Source organism: Variovorax sp. P1_H2, assembly GCF_056405295.1.
On sequence record NZ_JBFUCJ010000021.1, the window covers coordinates 45,084 to 60,861 of the forward strand.

General features: G+C 68.3%; 14 protein-coding genes. 6 read left to right on the forward strand and 8 right to left on the reverse strand.

Annotated features, from left to right (window positions below):
* Position 1: 1 nt before the first annotated feature.
* The 3 genes from AC1D2E_RS10300 to mnmG are packed head-to-tail and all read right to left on the reverse strand — an operon-like array spanning position 2 to position 3,264.
* Complete coding sequence (locus AC1D2E_RS10300; protein WP_478197311.1) at positions 2 to 616, reverse strand: LysE family transporter; 615 nt, start codon at positions 614 to 616, stop codon at positions 2 to 4.
* Positions 617 to 676: 60 nt separating this feature from the next.
* Positions 677 to 1,315 (reverse strand): 16S rRNA (guanine(527)-N(7))-methyltransferase RsmG, encoded by a 639-nt coding sequence (gene rsmG, locus AC1D2E_RS10305; protein ID WP_478197312.1) that lies wholly within the window; start codon positions 1,313 to 1,315, stop codon positions 677 to 679.
* Positions 1,312 to 3,264, reverse strand: a complete 1,953-nt coding sequence (gene mnmG / locus AC1D2E_RS10310; protein WP_478197313.1) for a tRNA uridine-5-carboxymethylaminomethyl(34) synthesis enzyme MnmG — start codon at positions 3,262 to 3,264, stop codon at positions 1,312 to 1,314. The genes rsmG and mnmG overlap by 4 nt, the downstream gene beginning before the upstream one ends.
* Positions 3,265 to 3,752: 488 nt before the next feature.
* On the opposite strand from mnmG, the gene gstA reads away from it, so the two are divergent.
* Positions 3,753 to 4,358: a glutathione transferase GstA gene (gene gstA, locus AC1D2E_RS10315; protein ID WP_478197314.1), complete on the forward strand. Its 606-nt coding sequence runs from the start codon at positions 3,753 to 3,755 to the stop codon at positions 4,356 to 4,358.
* Between the two features lie 19 nt (positions 4,359 to 4,377).
* Here gstA and AC1D2E_RS10320 read toward each other — a convergent pair whose 3' ends face one another.
* Entirely contained in the window at positions 4,378 to 5,652 is a 1,275-nt protein-coding gene (locus AC1D2E_RS10320; protein ID WP_478197315.1) for a YbfB/YjiJ family MFS transporter, read from the reverse strand.
* A gap of 126 nt (positions 5,653 to 5,778) precedes the next feature.
* On the opposite strand from AC1D2E_RS10320, the gene AC1D2E_RS10325 reads away from it, so the two are divergent.
* Positions 5,779 to 6,882, forward strand: coding sequence for an alkene reductase (locus AC1D2E_RS10325; RefSeq protein WP_478197316.1), 1,104 nt, complete (start codon positions 5,779 to 5,781; stop codon positions 6,880 to 6,882).
* Here the strand turns inward: AC1D2E_RS10325 and AC1D2E_RS10330 are convergent.
* Together AC1D2E_RS10330 and AC1D2E_RS10335 are read right to left on the reverse strand one after the other, a co-directional pair.
* Positions 6,864 to 8,246, reverse strand: coding sequence for a sensor histidine kinase (locus AC1D2E_RS10330; protein WP_478197317.1), 1,383 nt, complete (start codon positions 8,244 to 8,246; stop codon positions 6,864 to 6,866). The genes AC1D2E_RS10325 and AC1D2E_RS10330 overlap by 19 nt on opposite strands.
* Positions 8,243 to 8,932, reverse strand: coding sequence for a response regulator transcription factor (locus AC1D2E_RS10335; protein ID WP_478171271.1), 690 nt, complete (start codon positions 8,930 to 8,932; stop codon positions 8,243 to 8,245). The genes AC1D2E_RS10330 and AC1D2E_RS10335 overlap by 4 nt, the downstream gene beginning before the upstream one ends.
* 116 nt (positions 8,933 to 9,048) lie before the next feature.
* Between AC1D2E_RS10335 and AC1D2E_RS10340 the strand changes: the two genes are divergently transcribed.
* From AC1D2E_RS10340 to creC, 4 genes are all read left to right on the forward strand, one after another.
* Positions 9,049 to 9,243 carry a heavy-metal-associated domain-containing protein gene (locus AC1D2E_RS10340; protein ID WP_478171272.1) on the forward strand — a complete coding sequence of 65 codons (195 nt, stop codon included), beginning with the start codon at positions 9,049 to 9,051 and terminating at the stop codon, positions 9,241 to 9,243.
* 115 nt (positions 9,244 to 9,358) lie between these two features.
* The gene (locus tag AC1D2E_RS10345) at positions 9,359 to 10,132 is read left to right on the forward strand and encodes a TIGR04325 family methyltransferase (RefSeq protein WP_478197318.1); all 774 of its coding nucleotides are present in this window, start codon (positions 9,359 to 9,361) and stop codon (positions 10,130 to 10,132) included.
* Between the two features lie 45 nt (positions 10,133 to 10,177).
* Positions 10,178 to 10,936, forward strand: coding sequence for a two-component system response regulator CreB (creB, locus tag AC1D2E_RS10350; RefSeq protein WP_478197319.1), 759 nt, complete (start codon positions 10,178 to 10,180; stop codon positions 10,934 to 10,936).
* 91 nt (positions 10,937 to 11,027) lie between these two features.
* Positions 11,028 to 12,467 (forward strand): two-component system sensor histidine kinase CreC, encoded by a 1,440-nt coding sequence (creC, locus tag AC1D2E_RS10355; protein WP_478197320.1) that lies wholly within the window; start codon positions 11,028 to 11,030, stop codon positions 12,465 to 12,467.
* Here creC and AC1D2E_RS10360 read toward each other — a convergent pair.
* Both AC1D2E_RS10360 and AC1D2E_RS10365 read right to left on the reverse strand, forming a co-directional pair.
* Positions 12,461 to 13,066, reverse strand: a complete 606-nt coding sequence (locus AC1D2E_RS10360) for a hypothetical protein (RefSeq protein ID WP_478171276.1) — start codon at positions 13,064 to 13,066, stop codon at positions 12,461 to 12,463. The two genes, creC and AC1D2E_RS10360, sit on opposite strands and share 7 nt — an antisense overlap.
* Before the next feature lie 186 nt (positions 13,067 to 13,252).
* Positions 13,253 to 15,622 (reverse strand): penicillin-binding protein 1A, encoded by a 2,370-nt coding sequence (locus tag AC1D2E_RS10365; RefSeq protein ID WP_478197321.1) that lies wholly within the window; start codon positions 15,620 to 15,622, stop codon positions 13,253 to 13,255.
* Between the last annotated feature and the right edge of the window lie 156 nt (positions 15,623 to 15,778).

The window sequence follows — 15,778 nt, forward strand, 5'->3', positions numbered from 1 at the left end:
TTTATCTGGAAATGGCCAGCTTGAAGCCGAAGGCGATCAGGAAGACGCCGGCCAGCTTGCCCAGCGCACCGGAGATTCGTGGATTGGCACGAAGCCGCTCCGCGAGAAAGTAGGTCAGAAGCGTCACGATCAGCCCGTACAAGAAGGTCAGGAAGGCAATCGTGGCGGCCATCGCCCCGAAGGTCGCGAGGCCCTGGTGCCGGGTCGGATCGATGAACAACGGGAAAAAGGCCATGTAGAACACGATGGCCTTGGGGTTCAACAACGTGATCGTGACCGCTTGCTGGAAGTACTGCCGGGGCCGGATATGGAGGATCGGCGCCGCGCCGGGCTTGGCCCGGATCATCTTGTAGCCGAGCCAGGCCAGGTAGGCGGCACCCAGCCATTGCACCGCGCTGAAGGCGGCCGGGTAGGCGGCCAGCATGGCGGCGACGCCGGCCACGGCGGCCCACATCAGCACCTGGTCGCCGGCAATCACACCGAAGGTGGCGGCCAGTCCGCCGCGAACCCCGCCTTTACCGGTCGAGGTGATCAGTGCGAGGTTGCCAGGCCCGGGAATCGCAAGAAAAAGAATGATGGCCGCGACGAATGCGCCGTAGTCAGCGATGCCGAACATGGAGAGTGCCTCAAAAGGGAGTGCGTCGAGTCTAAGCGAGGTCGACGCGCAGAGCGCCAATCAGGCGTCGGGTTTTCGCATCCAGACGATGCATCGCTCGGCATCCAGACCGGGGACCGTCAGTTGTTCCACGTGAAACACCTCGCCATCCGCAGGGAGTTGGGCGATTTCATCGTCCGGCGCCCTGCCCTTCATGGCCATCCAGATGCCTTTTGGCGCCAGCAAGTGATGCGAGCCCTGGACGAAATCAGCCAGTGAGGCGAAGGCACGGGAGCTGATCAGCTCGTAACGGCCCGACAGCGCCTCGACACGCGCGTGCAGGCCTCGAAGATTCTTCAGGCGCAGTTCCGAGGCCACTTGCTGGACAAAGGCCGCCTTCTTCGCCACCGCGTCCAGGCAGGTGACCTGGATGTCGTCCCGCAGGATCGCGATCACCACGCCAGGCAATCCAGCCCCTGCCCCAACGTCCAGAAGATTCGCTCCGCCTGGACACTCACGCCGAAGCGGCTCGATCACCGAGAGGCTGTCGAGCAGATGGTGCGTCAGCACCGTCGCCGGATCCCTTAGTGCGGTCAGGTTGTAGACCTTGTTCCACTTCAAGATGAGGGCGCCGTAGGCCAGCAGGCGCTCGCATTGCAGATCGCTCAGGCTCAGGCCCAAGGCGCGCGCGCCTTCCCGCAGTTGTTGTTCCTGGCTCATTCGGCGGACGGCGATTCCGCGGCCTCAGCCGTGTCGCGCACGAAGGCCTGGTGCCCGCCCTTGCGAAGATGAATCATCAGCAGCGAGATCGCCGCCGGGGTCACGCCGGAAATGCGAGACGCCATTCCCAGGGTCTCGGGCCGATGCTTCGACAGCTTTTGCCGCACTTCGAAGCTCAGGGCCTTGACCTGCCCATAGTCGAAGGAAGCGGGCAGCTTGAGGTTTTCGAAATACGCAGCCCGTTCGACCTCGTCATGCTGGCGATCGATATAGCCGGAATACTTGGCGGCAATCTCGATCTGCTCGATCTCCACCGGCCCCGGCGCGACCGAAGGGCTGTACTTCCCACCGTCCAGCGACATCAAGGACTCGTAGCTGACATTCGGGCGCCGCAGCAGGTCGCCGAGGTTGTACTCGTGGTCGATGGCTTTGCCCAGCACCCGCTCGGATTCGGCGGCAGGCAGGTTGCGCGGATTCACCCAGATCGATCGCAACCGTTCTGTTTCACGTGAAACAACATCGCGCTTGCGCGAGAAGGCGTCCCAGCGAGCATCATCGACCAACCCCAGCTTGCGACCGGTCTCGGTCAGGCGCATGTCGGCGTTGTCTTCGCGCAGTTGCAGCCGGAACTCGGCACGACTCGTGAACATTCGGTAGGGCTCGGTCACGCCCTTGGTGATCAGGTCGTCCACCAGCACGCCGAGGTAGGCCTCGTCGCGGCGCGGCAGCCACGCGTCCTCGCCCCTGCATTGCAGTGCAGCATTGATGCCGGCGAACAGGCCCTGCGCCGCGGCCTCCTCGTAGCCAGTCGTGCCATTGATCTGCCCGGCAAAGAACAGGCCCTGGATCGCACGCGTCTCGAAATTGCTCTTGAGCTCGCGCGGGTCGAAGTAGTCGTATTCGATCGCGTAGCCGGGCCGCAGGATATGGGCGTTCTCCAGTCCGACCATCGAACGCACCAGCTGGTACTGGATGTCGAAAGGCAGGCTGGTCGAGATCCCGTTCGGGTAGTACTCGTTGGTGGTCAGGCCTTCGGGCTCGAGGAAGATCTGATGGCTTTCCTTGTCGGCGAAGCGATTGATCTTGTCCTCGACGCTCGGGCAGTAGCGCGGCCCGATGCCGTCGATCTTGCCCGTGAACATCGGACTGCGGTCGAAGCCCGAGCGGATGATGTCGTGGGTGCGGGCGTTGGTGTTCGTGATCCAGCAAGGCATCTGCCGCGGATGCATCTCCTTGCGGCCCATGAAGCTGAACACCGGCATCGGGCCAGCCCCGCCCGGCATGCCGTCGCCGGGCTGCTCGGTGCACTTCGAGAAGTCGATGGTCCGGCCATCGAGCCGCGGCGGCGTCCCGGTCTTCAGGCGCCCCTGCGGCAGCTTGAGCTCCTTGAGCCGGGCCGACAGGCTCACTGCCGGCGGGTCGCCCGCGCGCCCGGCCTGGTAGTTGTCCAGGCCGACGTGAATGCGGCCGTCCAGGAAAGTCCCGGCCGTCAGCACCACCGCGCGTGCGCGGAAGGAAATGCCCACCTGCGTGATCGCCCCCACCACGCGGTCGCCCTCGATCATGAGGTCGTCCACCGCCTGCTGGAACAGCGACAGGTTCGGCTGGTTCTCCAGCCGGCGGCGGATTGCCGCCTTGTACAAGACGCGGTCGGCCTGGGCCCGCGTCGCACGCACGGCCGGTCCCTTGCTCGAATTGAGGACGCGGAACTGGATCCCGCCCTCGTCGGTCGCGATCGCCATGGCGCCGCCGAGGGCGTCGACTTCCTTCACGAGATGGCCCTTCCCGATGCCGCCGATCGAGGGGTTGCAGCTCATTTGCCCCAGCGTCTCGATGTTGTGGGTGAGCAGCAGCGTGCGAGCGCCCATGCGGGCGGAGGCCAGCGCAGCTTCGGTGCCGGCATGGCCGCCGCCGACGACGATCACATCGAATTCTTCGGGGTACAGCATGGAATGGGGCGCAGCAAGCGTGCGCTCTCGGAAAGGGGCGGCAATTTTAATCGCCGCCGTGTTTCCGTGCTGCCTCGAGGACAAGCCGACTCGGCCGCAGCCACCGCTCACAGGCCATCGGCATTGGTCCGATTGCTATCATTTTGATAGCAACGCCATGTCCTCAGCCGCCGACCGAGACCTCGTGAGCCGAAGCGTCGCTCCCCGCGAGCGACATAGGCACGGCATCCATCATTCACCGGCACCGGCGATCAGCGATCAGCGATCAGCGAGATGGCCACGACGATGGCGTACTTCAACGTGATGAAAGAACTCCTCGCAGGGCGGACTCCCGCCGCAGTGGGCGGAAGCTTAGAAACGCGCGGCCGGCGACCGCATCGTCGGGACGCCCAAGGCACCGTAGGACAACAACGCGCGCACCGTGAAACCGCTAGCATCGCGCTCGCGTCGTCAAGAACGCGTTTTGCCTATTCACTGGAGTTTTTCGAATGAAGCTGTACTACTCGCCGGGCGCCTRCTCGCTGTCGCCCCACATCGCGTTGCGCGAAGCCGGCCTGGCCTTCGAGCACGTGCTCGCGAGCACCAAGAGCCACAAGCTGCAGGACGGCACCGACTACTACGGCATCAACCCGCTGGGCTACGTGCCGATGCTCGAACTCGACGACGGTACACGCCTGCGCGAAGGTCCGGCCATCTTGCAGTACATCGCCGACCTGGCTCCGGCCAAGAACCTGGCTCCGGCCAACGGCACGATGCCGCGCTACCGGCTGCAGGAATGGCTCACCTTCATCGGCACCGAGATCCACAAGGGCTTCTCGCCGCTGTTCAATCCGAACATGCCGGAAGAGGCCAAGACCGTTTTCAAGACCCGGCTGCGGTCGCGCTACGAGTGGCTCGACAGCCAGCTCGCAGAGAAGGAGTTCCTGATGGGCAACAGCTTCAGCGTCGCCGATGGCTACCTGTTCACGGTCACCAACTGGGCCAAGCCCACCGGTGTCGATCTTTCCGATCTGGCAAACGTGAATGCCTGGCATGCGCGGATCGCAGCGCGTCCGGCCGTCCAGGAAGCACTGAAAGTCGAAGGCATGAAATAGCTCGCCCCCACGCGGTGTTTCACCAACGGGCCTGGCTACGCCGGCCTTGGGGCACCGGGGTCGCTTCGCCGGTTTGGCCCGGGCGTTGGCGCCAGGCCAGGAGGGCGCCGGCCCACAGCGTGAGGGCCGAGGCCACGAGGCCGCCGGCCAGGCCGCCCCGGCCGTCGGAGATCCAGCCGGTGACCGTGGGGCCGACGATCTGGCCGAGCGCGAAGACGATCGTGAAGACGCTGATGCCGGCGGCCCACTGCGCGGACGGCAGGTTGTGCCGCACCAGCGCCGTGGTCGACGCCACCACCGACAGGAAGACAGCGCCGAACATCAGGCCGGAAGCCATCGTCACCGGCCACGCCGGACTCAGCACCGGCAGCAGGGTCGCCACCCCCAGCAAGGCATTCAGGAGCGCCTGCGGGCCGCCGCCGCGGTAGCGGTCCAGCAGCCCGGCCCAGAGCCTCGACGACGCGACGCAGGCCATGCCCAGCAGGGCGTAGAAGAGCGTGACGTCGCCAGGACTCGCACCCTGCTCGCGCAGCAGCGCGATCACGAAGGTCATGTAGCCGATGTAGCCGGCACCGAACAGCGCGTAGCCCGCAAGGGCCCAGCCGAAGCGCATCACCGGCCAGGAGGAAGCGGTTGCCGTTCCCCGCGCAGGTGGGGGCGTCATCGACGCAGAGGCAGCGCCCTCCCCCGGCATGGCCCGCACGGCCAGCGCCAGCACGGCGGTGCCAGCGAAGCTGGCGAGCGCCAGCGCCCACCAGGCCCAGGCCCAGCCCCGCGGTGCTCCCGCGGCGGCCTGCAGCACCGCCGGCACCAGCAGTGCCGACAGCGTGATGCCGAAGCCGGTGCCACCGTAGTAGAGGCCCAGCAGGAAGCCCGCACGCGACGGCTGCGAAGCGCCGAGCCGCGCCGCCAGCAAGCCGCCGGAGACGAACACCCAGGCGCTCGCCAACCCCGCCAGCAGGCGCTGCAGCAACAGCGCCGGCGCCGAGCTGAAGAAGCCGCTGGCCGCCATGAAGGCACTGGCCGCGACCGCGCCGCCGACCAGCAGCCGCACCGGGCCCGCACGCCGCATCAGGGCCGGCGTCAGCAGCGCGCCCAACAGGTAGCCGGCGGCGTTGGCGGTGTTCATGCCGCCAGCCAACGCATAGCTCCAACCCAGATCGGCGCGCATCGGCGGCAACAGCAGGCCGTACGAGAAGCGGGTGATGCCGAGCGAGACGGCCGCCCCCAGCGACAGGGCCAGTGCGAGACGGAGGGCTTGGGAAGACGTGAGCGTGGCGGCAGGCAAGGACATGGGGCGCACCCATTCTGCTGCAGCCCCTAGCAGCAAAGGGACAACCCCGTGACAGCAAGGTTGCGATCTGGGGTTTACCCTTTGGCCGTCTTCCTTCTTCCATCGACAACAACAGGCACTTCTTTCATGTCTTCTCTTTTCGACCCCGTCCAGGCCGGCGACCTGGCGCTCGCCAACCGCATCGTGATGGCGCCGCTGACGCGCAACCGCGCACCCAACGCGGTGCCGCGCGACATCACGGCCACCTACTATGCGCAACGCGCCTCCGCCGGCCTGCTGATCACCGAAGCCACCGCGATCAGCCAGCAGGGCCAAGGCTATGCCGACGTGCCCGGCCTCTACGGCACCGAGCAGCTGGACGCCTGGAAGCGCGTGACCGACGCCGTGCACGCCGAGGGCGGCAAGATCGTGGTGCAGCTGTGGCATGTCGGCCGCGTCTCGCACACCGAACTGCAACCCGACAACGGCAAGCCGGTGGCGCCCTCCGCGATCACGGCCAAGACCAAGACCGTGCTGATCAAGGACGGCGTGCCGACCTTCGTCGAAACCTCCGAACCGCGCGCGCTCGATGCCGCCGAGCTGCCCGGCATCGTGCACGCGTACGCCGCCGCGGCGCGCAGCGCGGTCGAGACCGCCGGCTTCGACGGCGTCGAACTGCATGGCGCCAACGGCTACCTGCTCGACCAGTTCCTGAAGACCGGCAGCAACAAGCGCACCGACGACTACGGCGGCAGCATCCCGAACCGTGCCCGCCTGCTGCTGGAGGCGACGCGCGCGGTGGTCGACGCCGTCGGCGGCGGCCGCACCGGTATCCGCCTGTCGCCGGTCACGCCCGCCAACGACGTGCACGACGCCGACCCGCAGCCGCTGTTCGACTACGTGGTCCGGCAGCTGGCGCCGCTCGGCCTGGCCTACATCCACGTCATCGAGGGCGCCACCGGCGGCCCGCGCGAGCTGGACGACCGGCCCTTCGACTACGAGGCCCTGAAAGCCGCCTATCGCGAGGCCGGCGGCAAGGGCGCCTGGATGGTCAACAACGGCTACGACAAGCCACTGGCCGAAGAGGCGCTGAAGGAGGGCGACGACCTGGTCGCCTTCGGCCGGCCCTTCATCTCGAATCCGGACCTGGTACGCCGCCTGCGCGAAGGCGCAGCGCTGAATCCGTGGGACAAGGCCACTTTCTACGGCGGCGGCGAGGCCGGCTACATCGACTATCCCGCACTGGCCTGAGCGTCGGGGGCGAAGGCCACGCTGACGCGCAGCCCGCCCTCTTCCGAAGCCCGGGCGAAGCGGAGTTCGGCGCCCAGCAGCTTCGCGTAGCGGGCCACGATCGCCAGGCCCAGCCCCGCGCCCTGCCCGAGCTTCTGGCCCGCCGGGCCCTGCGCCCAGCGCTGCAGCAGGTCGGGCTGGGCCTCGGCCGGGATGCCGGGACCATCGTCCGCCACGCTCAGCGTCAGGCCATCGAGCTCCACGGTGATGGTGCGGCCGCCGTAGCGCAGCGCGTTGTCGATCAGGTTGTCGAGGATGCCCTCGACCAGCGCGGCATTGCCCTGCACCGACACCGCATCTTCCAGCCCGAGCCCGCCCAGGTCCACGCCCTTGGCATCGGCACGTGCCAGGTGCCGCAGCACGGCTTGCTGCCCCAGCTGGTCCAGGCGCAGGGTCTCGCGCTGCAGGCGGGTACGCCCCTCGTCGGCCAGCGCCAACCCGAGCAGCTGGTCGACCAGGCGGCTGGCGCGCGCCTGGCTCGTCGCGATCTGCTGCAGTTGCTCGCGCCAGACGGCGGGGCTCTGCTGCGCCAGACCATAGTCGGCCAGCGCGCGGATGCCCGCCAGCGGCGTCCGCAGTTCGTGCGCCACGTTGCCGGCGAACTCGCGCTGCGCCGCGGCGCTGTGGGCCAGCCGCTCGAGCAGTGCATTGAGCGTATCGCCGAGCTGCTCGAGTTCGCGCGAACTGCGCGCCACGGGCACCGGGGCGAGGTCCTGGGCGTCGCGCGTCTCCAGCGTCCGGCGCAGTTCGCCCAGCGGATGCAGCTCGCGCCCGATGCCACGCCAGAGCCCGCCCGCCAGCAGCGCGAGCAGTACCAGTTGCGGTGCCAGCGAGTACGCCAGCAATTGCTCGATCAGCAGCGCCCGCGCCCGCGTGGTCTGCGCGATGATCACTCGATAGCCGACCGGCGCTCCCTGGTCCAGCACCACCGCGCGCAGCGCCTGGCCCCGATAGTCGATGCGCGAGAAGCGGTGGCGTGCGCCCTCGCCCGGTGGTGGCGCTTCGAGCCCGGCGTCGCCGGCGAGCAGCGAGCCGTCGGGCCGCAGCACCGCGAAGAAGACCGTCTCCGACTGGTCGAACAGCAGGTTGCCGACCTCGCGCGGCGACAGCAGGAGCTCGGCGCCGCGCTCGCCCGCCCGCACGTTCGCCGACACCGAGTAGGCGTCGTCCAGCATCGCGCGGTCGAAGGCCTGCTCGGTGAAATAGCTGGCGACCACCACGGCCACCGCGGTGCCCAGCAGCCATGTCAGGCCCAATGGCACCAGCACGCGGCGCAGGACCCGCGCGGTCAGCGACGGCGCTGCCGCCGCCGCGCCGGAACTCACGTCTCGGCTTCCATCAGGTAGCCGATGCCGCGCAGCGTGCGGATGGCCGCGCCGCTGGCGACCAGCTTCTTGCGCAGCCGCGAAATGAAGGCCTCGAGCGCGTTGTCGCCCAGGGACTCGTCGAAGGTCGACAGCTTGTCCGACAGCTCGCGCTTGCTGACCGTACGGCCCGGTGGACTCATCAGCTCCCACAGCACCTCGAACTCGCGCGCCGGCAGGTCGAGCGGCACCCCCCCCACCGCAAAACGGCGCGCCCGCCGATCGAGCCGCAACTGCCCGAGCAGCGCGATGTCCTCGGTGCCCTGGGCCCGGCGCACCAGCGCCCGCAAGCGGGCCTCGACCTCGGCCAGGTCGAAGGGCTTGCCGAGATAGTCGTCGGCACCGGCATCCAGGCCCGCGATGCGCTCATCGGTGCGGTCGCGCGCGGTCAGCACCAGCACCGGCGTGCGGTCGCCGCGGGCGCGCGCGTGGCGCAGCGCCACGAGGCCGCTCGCCAGGCCGCTGGTCGGACTGGCGGTCGCCGGCAGGTTCAAGTCCAGCAGCACGGCGTCGAAGGACTGCACCCGCCAGAGGTGATCGGCGTCCTCGACGCTGGTTGCCACATCGACGCGGTGGCCCGCGTCACCCAGGCTGCGCAGCATCACGCCGCGCAGCACCGCATCGTCTTCGACCAGGAGAATTCGCATGGGACGTGATGAAAGGAAACTTCCCGTTTGTACCGCACAGAGCACCCCCTCGCTGGACATTGACATGGGGGAAAGGTTCAAACTTGCCCATCCGTTCACATGAAGGAGCAAACACGATGAGCCAGAAATTCCAGGTCACGGGCATGAGTTGCGGTCATTGTGCCGGCGTGGTGCAGAGCGCCGTCCAGACCATCGATCCCAGTGCGCAGGTCACGGTGGACCTCGAGACCGGGCACGTCGATGTGGTCAGCCAGCACCCACGGCAGGACATCATCGTGGCGATCGAGAACGCCGGCTACCAGGCCAAATAGCCATCGTGGCCTCGCCAAAGGAGGTGCGGCGTCGGCCAAAAGCTCAAATCAGTTGAATACTTTATGTTTCAAAGCGCAAAATACGCGGAGAAGTTGCTTTGATCGAAAGGGTTCCATGCTGTCGAGCCTGCTGCCTGTCTCCGTCCGCGAAGCCGCCTACAGGCGCAAGTTCATAGAGAACCCCGAGAGCGAACACCTCTTCATGGGCTCCTACGAGAGCTTTGAAGCCGCGCAAGCCGACGTGCCGCCCGGCAAGGCAATCGGCTATGACAACGCCGAGGAGGCCAAGAAGATCTACAGCCATCAACTCTACTTCTATGACTACCCGGGACTGTTCTGGCTCGGGCGGGCGCTGGAGGAGGGCATGCGCAGCGTCTTCGACCTGGGTGGCCATGTCGGCATCAAGTACTACGCCTTTCGCCGCGTGATTCCCTACCCGGCGAACCTGCACTGGACCGTCTGCGATGTGCCCGGCGTCGTCCAGACCGGGCGGGAACTCGCCATCCAGCGCGAAGTGACGTCCCAACTCGACTTCACGACCGACTTTCACGACGCCAGCGGCTACGACGTCCTGTATGCGGCGGGCTCGCTGCAATACCTGCCGCTGCAAATGTCCGAAATGCTCGCCCAGTTGCCCGTCAAGCCGAAGCGCATCGTGATCAACACGGCGGCGACGCACCCCGACCGAACCCTCTACACGCTCAACAGCATCGGCTTCGCGGTCTGTCCCTACCGCATCCAGCACCACGATGCGCTGCAGAACGAACTGGTCGAGGCCGGCTACAAGCGCCGGGACGCCTGGCGCAACGAGGGCAAGCCGATCGAGATCCCGTTCGTGGAGGGCGGTGACAAGGCCTTCTACTCCGGCTGCTGCTTCGACCTGCGCTGAGCCGCGCTGCCGGGCAGCCGGCCGGCGCCCGCTACCATCCGGCCCATGCCTTTCAACCCGCGGATCCTGATTGCCGAAGACGAGTCCGGCATCGCCGACACCCTGCAGTACGTGCTGCGCACCGATGGTTTCGTGCCGGTCTGGTGCGCCACCGCGGAGCAGGCCATCGCGCAGTTCACGGCCGAGCCGCCCGCCCTCGCGATCCTGGATGTCGGCTTGCCCGACATGAACGGCTTCGAACTCTTCAAGCGGCTGCAGGCCCTGCCCGGGGGGGCGCAGGTGCCGATGCTGTTCCTGACCGCGCGCAGCGACGAGATCGACCGCGTGGTCGGCCTCGAGCTCGGTGCCGACGACTACATCGCGAAGCCCTTCTCGCCGCGCGAGCTGGTGGCGCGGGTGCGGACCATCCTGCGCCGCAGCGGCCGGGGCGCGCAAGGGGCGCCGGCGCCCGCAGCGCCGACACCGGCAGCGGCTCCGGCAGCGGCTCCGGCGACATCGTCCACGCCGTTCGCGCTCGATCTCGAGCGCATGCAGATCCGCTACTACGGCCGCCTGCTCGAGCTCTCGCGCTACGAGTACGGCGTGCTGCGGCTGCTGGTGCAGCGGCCCGGCCGCGTCTATACGCGCGACGACCTGCTGCGCCTGGTCTGGGACGAGGCCAGCGACAGCTTCGACCGCACCGTGGACGCGCACGTGAAAACCCTGCGCGCCAAGCTCAAGGCGATCGCGCCCGAGGTCGACCCGATCCGCACGCTGCGCGGGACGGGCTACGCGTTGAACGAAGACCTGCCGCCCACCCCATGAGTACCAGGCCGGCGCCGGGCCGCCCCAAGGCGGCCTGCGGCCCCCTCGGGGGGCAGCGACCACACGAAGTGGGGAGCGTGGGGGGCACGACATGACGAGCAGGACACGCATCTTCCTCGGCATCCTGCTGATCTACACGGCAGGCATTGCCTTCCTGCTCTACCGCGTGGTGATCGACATCGACCCGCGCTATCGCGAGTCGGCCGAGGAGTCGCTGGTCGAGGCCTCGCAGCTGATGGCCAGCCTGGTCGAGCAGGACGTGATCGCCGGCGCGATCAACACCGCGCGGCTCGAGCCGCTGTTCCGATCGGTGTATGCGCGCCAGTTCTCGGCCCAGATCTACAACCTGCACAAGCGCCACGTCGAGCTGCGGATGTACGTCACCGACCGCAACGGCCGTGTGCTGTTCGACTCGCAGGGCCGCAACCTGGGCGCCGACTTCTCGCAGTGGAGCGACGTCAAGCGATCGCTGGCCGGCACCTACGGCGCCCGCACCACGCGCGACATCACGGGCGATCCGCTGAGCTCGGTGATGTACGTGGGCGCACCGGTGCGCTGGGGCAACGAGATCGTCGGCGTGGTCAGCGTCGGCAAGCCGGTGCAGAGCTTCGGCCAGTTCGTCGAGGACGCGCGGGCGCGCACGCTGTGGGTCGGCGGCGGCTCGGCGCTGGCGCTGCTGGTGGGCGCGATCATCGTCTCGATCTGGCTGGTGCGCCCCTTCGGACTGATCTCGGACTACGTGGGCTGGCTGCGCGCGCAGCGCAGCCCGAGCCTCGGGCGCATGCTGCGCCGCGCGGTCGACACGCTGCGCCGCGGCTTCGGGGAAATGCGCGACGCCTTCACCGGCCGCAACTACGTCGCCGACTACGTGCAGACCTTCACGCACGAGATCAAGAGCCCGCTGTCGGCGATCCGCGGCGCCGCCGAGCTGATCCAGGAGCCTTCGATGCCGCAGGCCGAGCGCGAGCGCTTCCTCGGCAACATCGCGCACGAGACGCAGCGCATCCAGGAGATCGTCGACCGCATGATGGAGCTCACCGCGCTCGAGACCCGGCGCGCGCTGGACCGAAGCGAGCCGGTGGCGCTGGGACCGCTGCTGCGCGAAGTGGCGGCCAGCGCCCAGGCCGCGGCGGCGCGGCGCGATGTCCGCGTGCAGGTGGCGATCCATGCCGAGGCGCGCGTCGAGGGCGACCCATTCCTGCTGCGCCGCGCGGTCAGCAACCTGCTGGACAACGCGATCGACTTCTCGCCTCCGGGCGCCGAGGTGCTGCTGGCGCTGGAAGCCAGCTCGCGCCGTGCCATCGTCAGCGTGCGCGACCGCGGCCAGGGCATCCCGGACTACGCCAAGGACAAGGTGTTCGAGAAGTTCTACTCGCTCGCGCGGCCGCACAGCCAGAAGAAGAGCACCGGCCTCGGCCTGGCCTTCGTGAAGGAGATCGCCACCCTGCACCGCGGCCGGGTCGAGCTCGCCAATGCGCCGCGCGGCGGCGCGCTGGCCACGCTCACGCTGCCGCTGCTGTCACATCACTGACCGGTGAGCTCTCCATAGGCCTTGCGGGTCTCGGGGCTCACCGCGTCGAGCACCTGCTGGTAGGAGGTCTGGTGGCGTGCCAGCAGGCGCGCAGAAGCGACGGCCTTCGACTTGCAGTACCAGTGGCAGCTGTGCTGCATCAGGAACAGCTCGGCCGACATCATGAAGGCCTTGGCCTTCGGTGCGCGATGCCGCTCGTTGCGCATCACGGCGGCGATGCCGCGGGCATGGATCGCGAAGGCCTGGCGCAGGTCGAAGGTCGCGCCAGGGAACAACTGCGGCGCGAAGGGCAGCGCGAGCGGCAGCTTGCTGACCCGCGCTTCCTTCTCGCCGATGCGCGCGAACTCGGCCGCGAAGCTGTCGAACTGGGCCGACAGCTTTTCTTCGGTGCTGTCGAGCAGGCGCCAGATCTGCGCCCGGCGCTCGGGGTCGTCCTCGCCGAGGCAGCGCAGATAGCCTTCGGTGAGGTTCTCCATGAGCTTCTCGATCTGGTAATGGCCGAGGTGGCTGCCGAGCAGCGCGATGCGCTGTCGCTGGTGCTGGGACTTGACGAGGTAGGCGCCGATGACGATCAGCGTCACCAGGGTGAGAGTTTCCATGGAGCTTCGAGGCAAGAACAGGCGTTGGGCAGCCAGGAGTGTAGGCACTGTGGCTTGCCGCGCGGCCGGCGAAGCGCGGCCCGTTCGTGAAACACCGCGGAACCGGCTTCGCCGGGCCGCTGGTGTTGCCCCCGGCGAGGGGGTGGGCGGCTACACGAAGTGAGCCAACCTGGGGGCGAGCAACAGCTACCTGAAGAAATCGAGGATGCGGCTTCGCTGCTCCGGCGCCGCGGGCGGGCTCACCGGCACGCCGGCCAGGTCCTCGGCCGACAGCGGCGCCAGCGCGGGGTCCAGGCCCAGGCTGGCCACGCCGCGGCCCGGCGCGTAGTCGTCGAAGTACCACTCGCCATCGACCTGCAGCACGCCATCGGGCGCCTTCAGCGCAGCCACCGGCACGCCCTTGAGCGCCGACTGCATGTAGCCGGTCCAGATCGGCAGGCTCAGGCTGCCGCCGGTCTCGCCGCGCACGCCGAGCTGGCGCGGCGTGTCGTAGCCGACCCAGGCGATGCCCACGCGCGTCGGCTGGAAGCCCGCGAACCAGGTGTCGAAGGAGTCGTTGGTGGTGCCGGTCTTTCCGTACAGGTCGTCGCGCCGCAACGCCTGGTAGGCCCGCGACGCGGTGCCGCCCTTCACCACGCTCTGCAGCAGCGAATCCATGACGAAGGCGTTGCGCTCGGGAATCGCGCGCCGGGCCTCGTCCAGCACCGGTGGCTCGGTCTCCATCAGCACCTTGCCGCGGGCGTCGGTGACGCGCGTCACGAGGTAGGGGTTGACGCGGTAGCCGCCGTTGGCGAACACCGCATAGCCGGCGGCCATCTGCATCGGCGTCACCGAGCCGGCGCCCAGCGCCATCGGCAGGTTGGCCGGCTGCTTGTCGCGCTCGAAGCCGAAGCGCGTCACCCAGTCCTGCGCATAGTCGGCGCCGATCGACTGCATCACGCGCAGCGTGACCAGGTTCTTCGACTGCTGCAGCGCGCGGCGCAGCGTGATCGGGCCGTCGTAGCCGCCGTCGTAGTTCTTCGGCTCCCAGGCGGTGCCGCCGGCACCGGCCTCGAAGTGCAGCGGGGCGTCGTTGACCACGGTGGCCGGCGTGAAGCCCTTCTCGAGCGCCGCCGAATAGATGAAGGGCTTGAAGCTCGAGCCGGGCTGGCGCCAGGCCTGTGTCGCATGGTTGAACTTGTTCTTGCCGAAGTCGAAGCCGCCGACCAGCGCCTGGATCGCGCCGCTCCTCGGATCGAGCGCGACGAAGGCGCCTTCGACCTCGGGCAGCTGCGTGATCTCCCAGCTGTTCTTCGGCGTGCGTGCGACCCGGATCACCGCGCCGCGGCGGATCCGGATGTCGCGGGGCGCCTTCTCCGCCAGGCCCGACTGCGCGGGCTTCAGGCCTTCGCCGCTGATCTGCAGCGCCTCGCCGTTCGCACGCAGCGCGCTGACTTCCCTGGCGCTGGACTGCAGCACCACCGCGGCCACCAGGTCGCCGTTGTCCGGGTGCTCGGCCAGGGCGTCGTCCACCGCGTCGTCGAGCGCCTTCGGGTCCTCAGGCAGATCGACGAAAGCCTCGGGACCGCGATAGGCCTGGCGCCGCTCGTAGTCCATGATGCCCTTGCGCAGCGAGCGATAGGCCGCCTGCTGCTCGGCCGCGACCAGCGAAGTCGAGACCTTGAGCCCGCTGGTGTAGATGCTGTCGCCGTACTGCGCATGCATCATCTGGCGCACGGTCTCGGCCACGTATTCGGCATGCAGCCGCGACGGGTCGGCGGCGTCGCGCAGCTGCAGCGGTTCCTTGCGCGCAGCCTCGGCCTGTGCCGCGGTGATGAAGCCGGTTTCCTGCATGCGATCGATCACGTAGAGCTGGCGGGCGCGCGCGCGGCGCGGATTCGCCACCGGGTTGTTGGTGCCCGGCGCCTTCGGCAGGCCGGCCAGCATCGCCGCCTGGGCGATCGTGATGTCCTGCAGCGGCTTGCCGAAATAGGTCTCGGCCGCAGCGGCGAAACCGTAGGCACGGTTGCCCAGGTAGATCTGGTTCAGGTAGATCTCGAGGATCTGGTCCTTCGTGAGCTGGCGCTCCATGCGCAGCGCCAGCAGGATCTCCCAGGTCTTGCGCTGCACCGTGCGCTCGGAGCTCAGGTAGACGTTGCGCGCGACCTGCATCGTGATGGTGGAAGCCCCCTGCTTGCGGCCGCCCTGCAGGCTGGCCACCGCAGCACGCACGAAGCCCTTGTAGTCGACGCCGCCGTGTTCGTAGAAGCGCGCGTCCTCCACCGCCAGCACCGCGTCCTTCATGACCTGGGGAATCTGCGCGAAGGGCGTCAGGTTGCGGCGCTCCTCGCCGAACTCGCCGATCAGCGTGCCTTCGGCCGAATAGACCCGCAGCGGCTGCTTGGGCTGGTAGTCCAGCAGCGCGGACAGGTCGGGAAGGCGCGGGTAGATCGTGGCCACCGCAATGCCGCCGGCGATCGCCAGCACCACCACGATGCCGGTCGACAGCGCCGCGAGCCAGGCGGCCGTACGGCGCCAGGTCGGCGCGCGGGAGGGAGTTGCGCAGGGAGAGGTCATGGCAGGGAGGGAGCAGGAACAGGCGGCGATGGTTCCCGATCCGGGCGATGCCCGTGTGAAGTCCCTTGGCCCGGGACTTCACACGGACTTCACACAAGCCTGCGTCGGCCGCGCCGGACTTCAAGAAGCCTTCCAACTCCCTTCTTGGACGCTGTC

Excerpts from the sequence above, each read along its gene's own strand:
- AC1D2E_RS10300 (WP_478197311.1), bottom strand. The coding sequence starts at position 616 with ATGTTCGGCATCGCTGACTACGGCGCATTCGTCGCGGCCATCATTCTT.
- rsmG (WP_478197312.1), bottom strand. The coding sequence starts at position 1,315 with ATGAGCCAGGAACAACAACTGCGGGAAGGCGCGCGCGCCTTGGGCCTG.
- mnmG (WP_478197313.1), bottom strand. The coding sequence starts at position 3,264 with ATGCTGTACCCCGAAGAATTCGATGTGATCGTCGTCGGCGGCGGCCAT.
- AC1D2E_RS10320 (WP_478197315.1), bottom strand. The coding sequence starts at position 5,652 with ATGTCCTTGCCTGCCGCCACGCTCACGTCTTCCCAAGCCCTCCGTCTC.
- AC1D2E_RS10325 (WP_478197316.1), top strand. The coding sequence starts at position 5,779 with ATGTCTTCTCTTTTCGACCCCGTCCAGGCCGGCGACCTGGCGCTCGCC.
- AC1D2E_RS10335 (WP_478171271.1), bottom strand. The coding sequence starts at position 8,932 with ATGCGAATTCTCCTGGTCGAAGACGATGCGGTGCTGCGCGGCGTGATG.
- AC1D2E_RS10340 (WP_478171272.1), top strand. The coding sequence starts at position 9,049 with ATGAGCCAGAAATTCCAGGTCACGGGCATGAGTTGCGGTCATTGTGCC.
- AC1D2E_RS10345 (WP_478197318.1), top strand. The coding sequence starts at position 9,359 with ATGCTGTCGAGCCTGCTGCCTGTCTCCGTCCGCGAAGCCGCCTACAGG.
- creB (WP_478197319.1), top strand. The coding sequence starts at position 10,178 with ATGCCTTTCAACCCGCGGATCCTGATTGCCGAAGACGAGTCCGGCATC.
- creC (WP_478197320.1), top strand. The coding sequence starts at position 11,028 with ATGACGAGCAGGACACGCATCTTCCTCGGCATCCTGCTGATCTACACG.
- AC1D2E_RS10360 (WP_478171276.1), bottom strand. The coding sequence starts at position 13,066 with ATGGAAACTCTCACCCTGGTGACGCTGATCGTCATCGGCGCCTACCTC.
- AC1D2E_RS10365 (WP_478197321.1), bottom strand. The coding sequence starts at position 15,622 with ATGACCTCTCCCTGCGCAACTCCCTCCCGCGCGCCGACCTGGCGCCGT.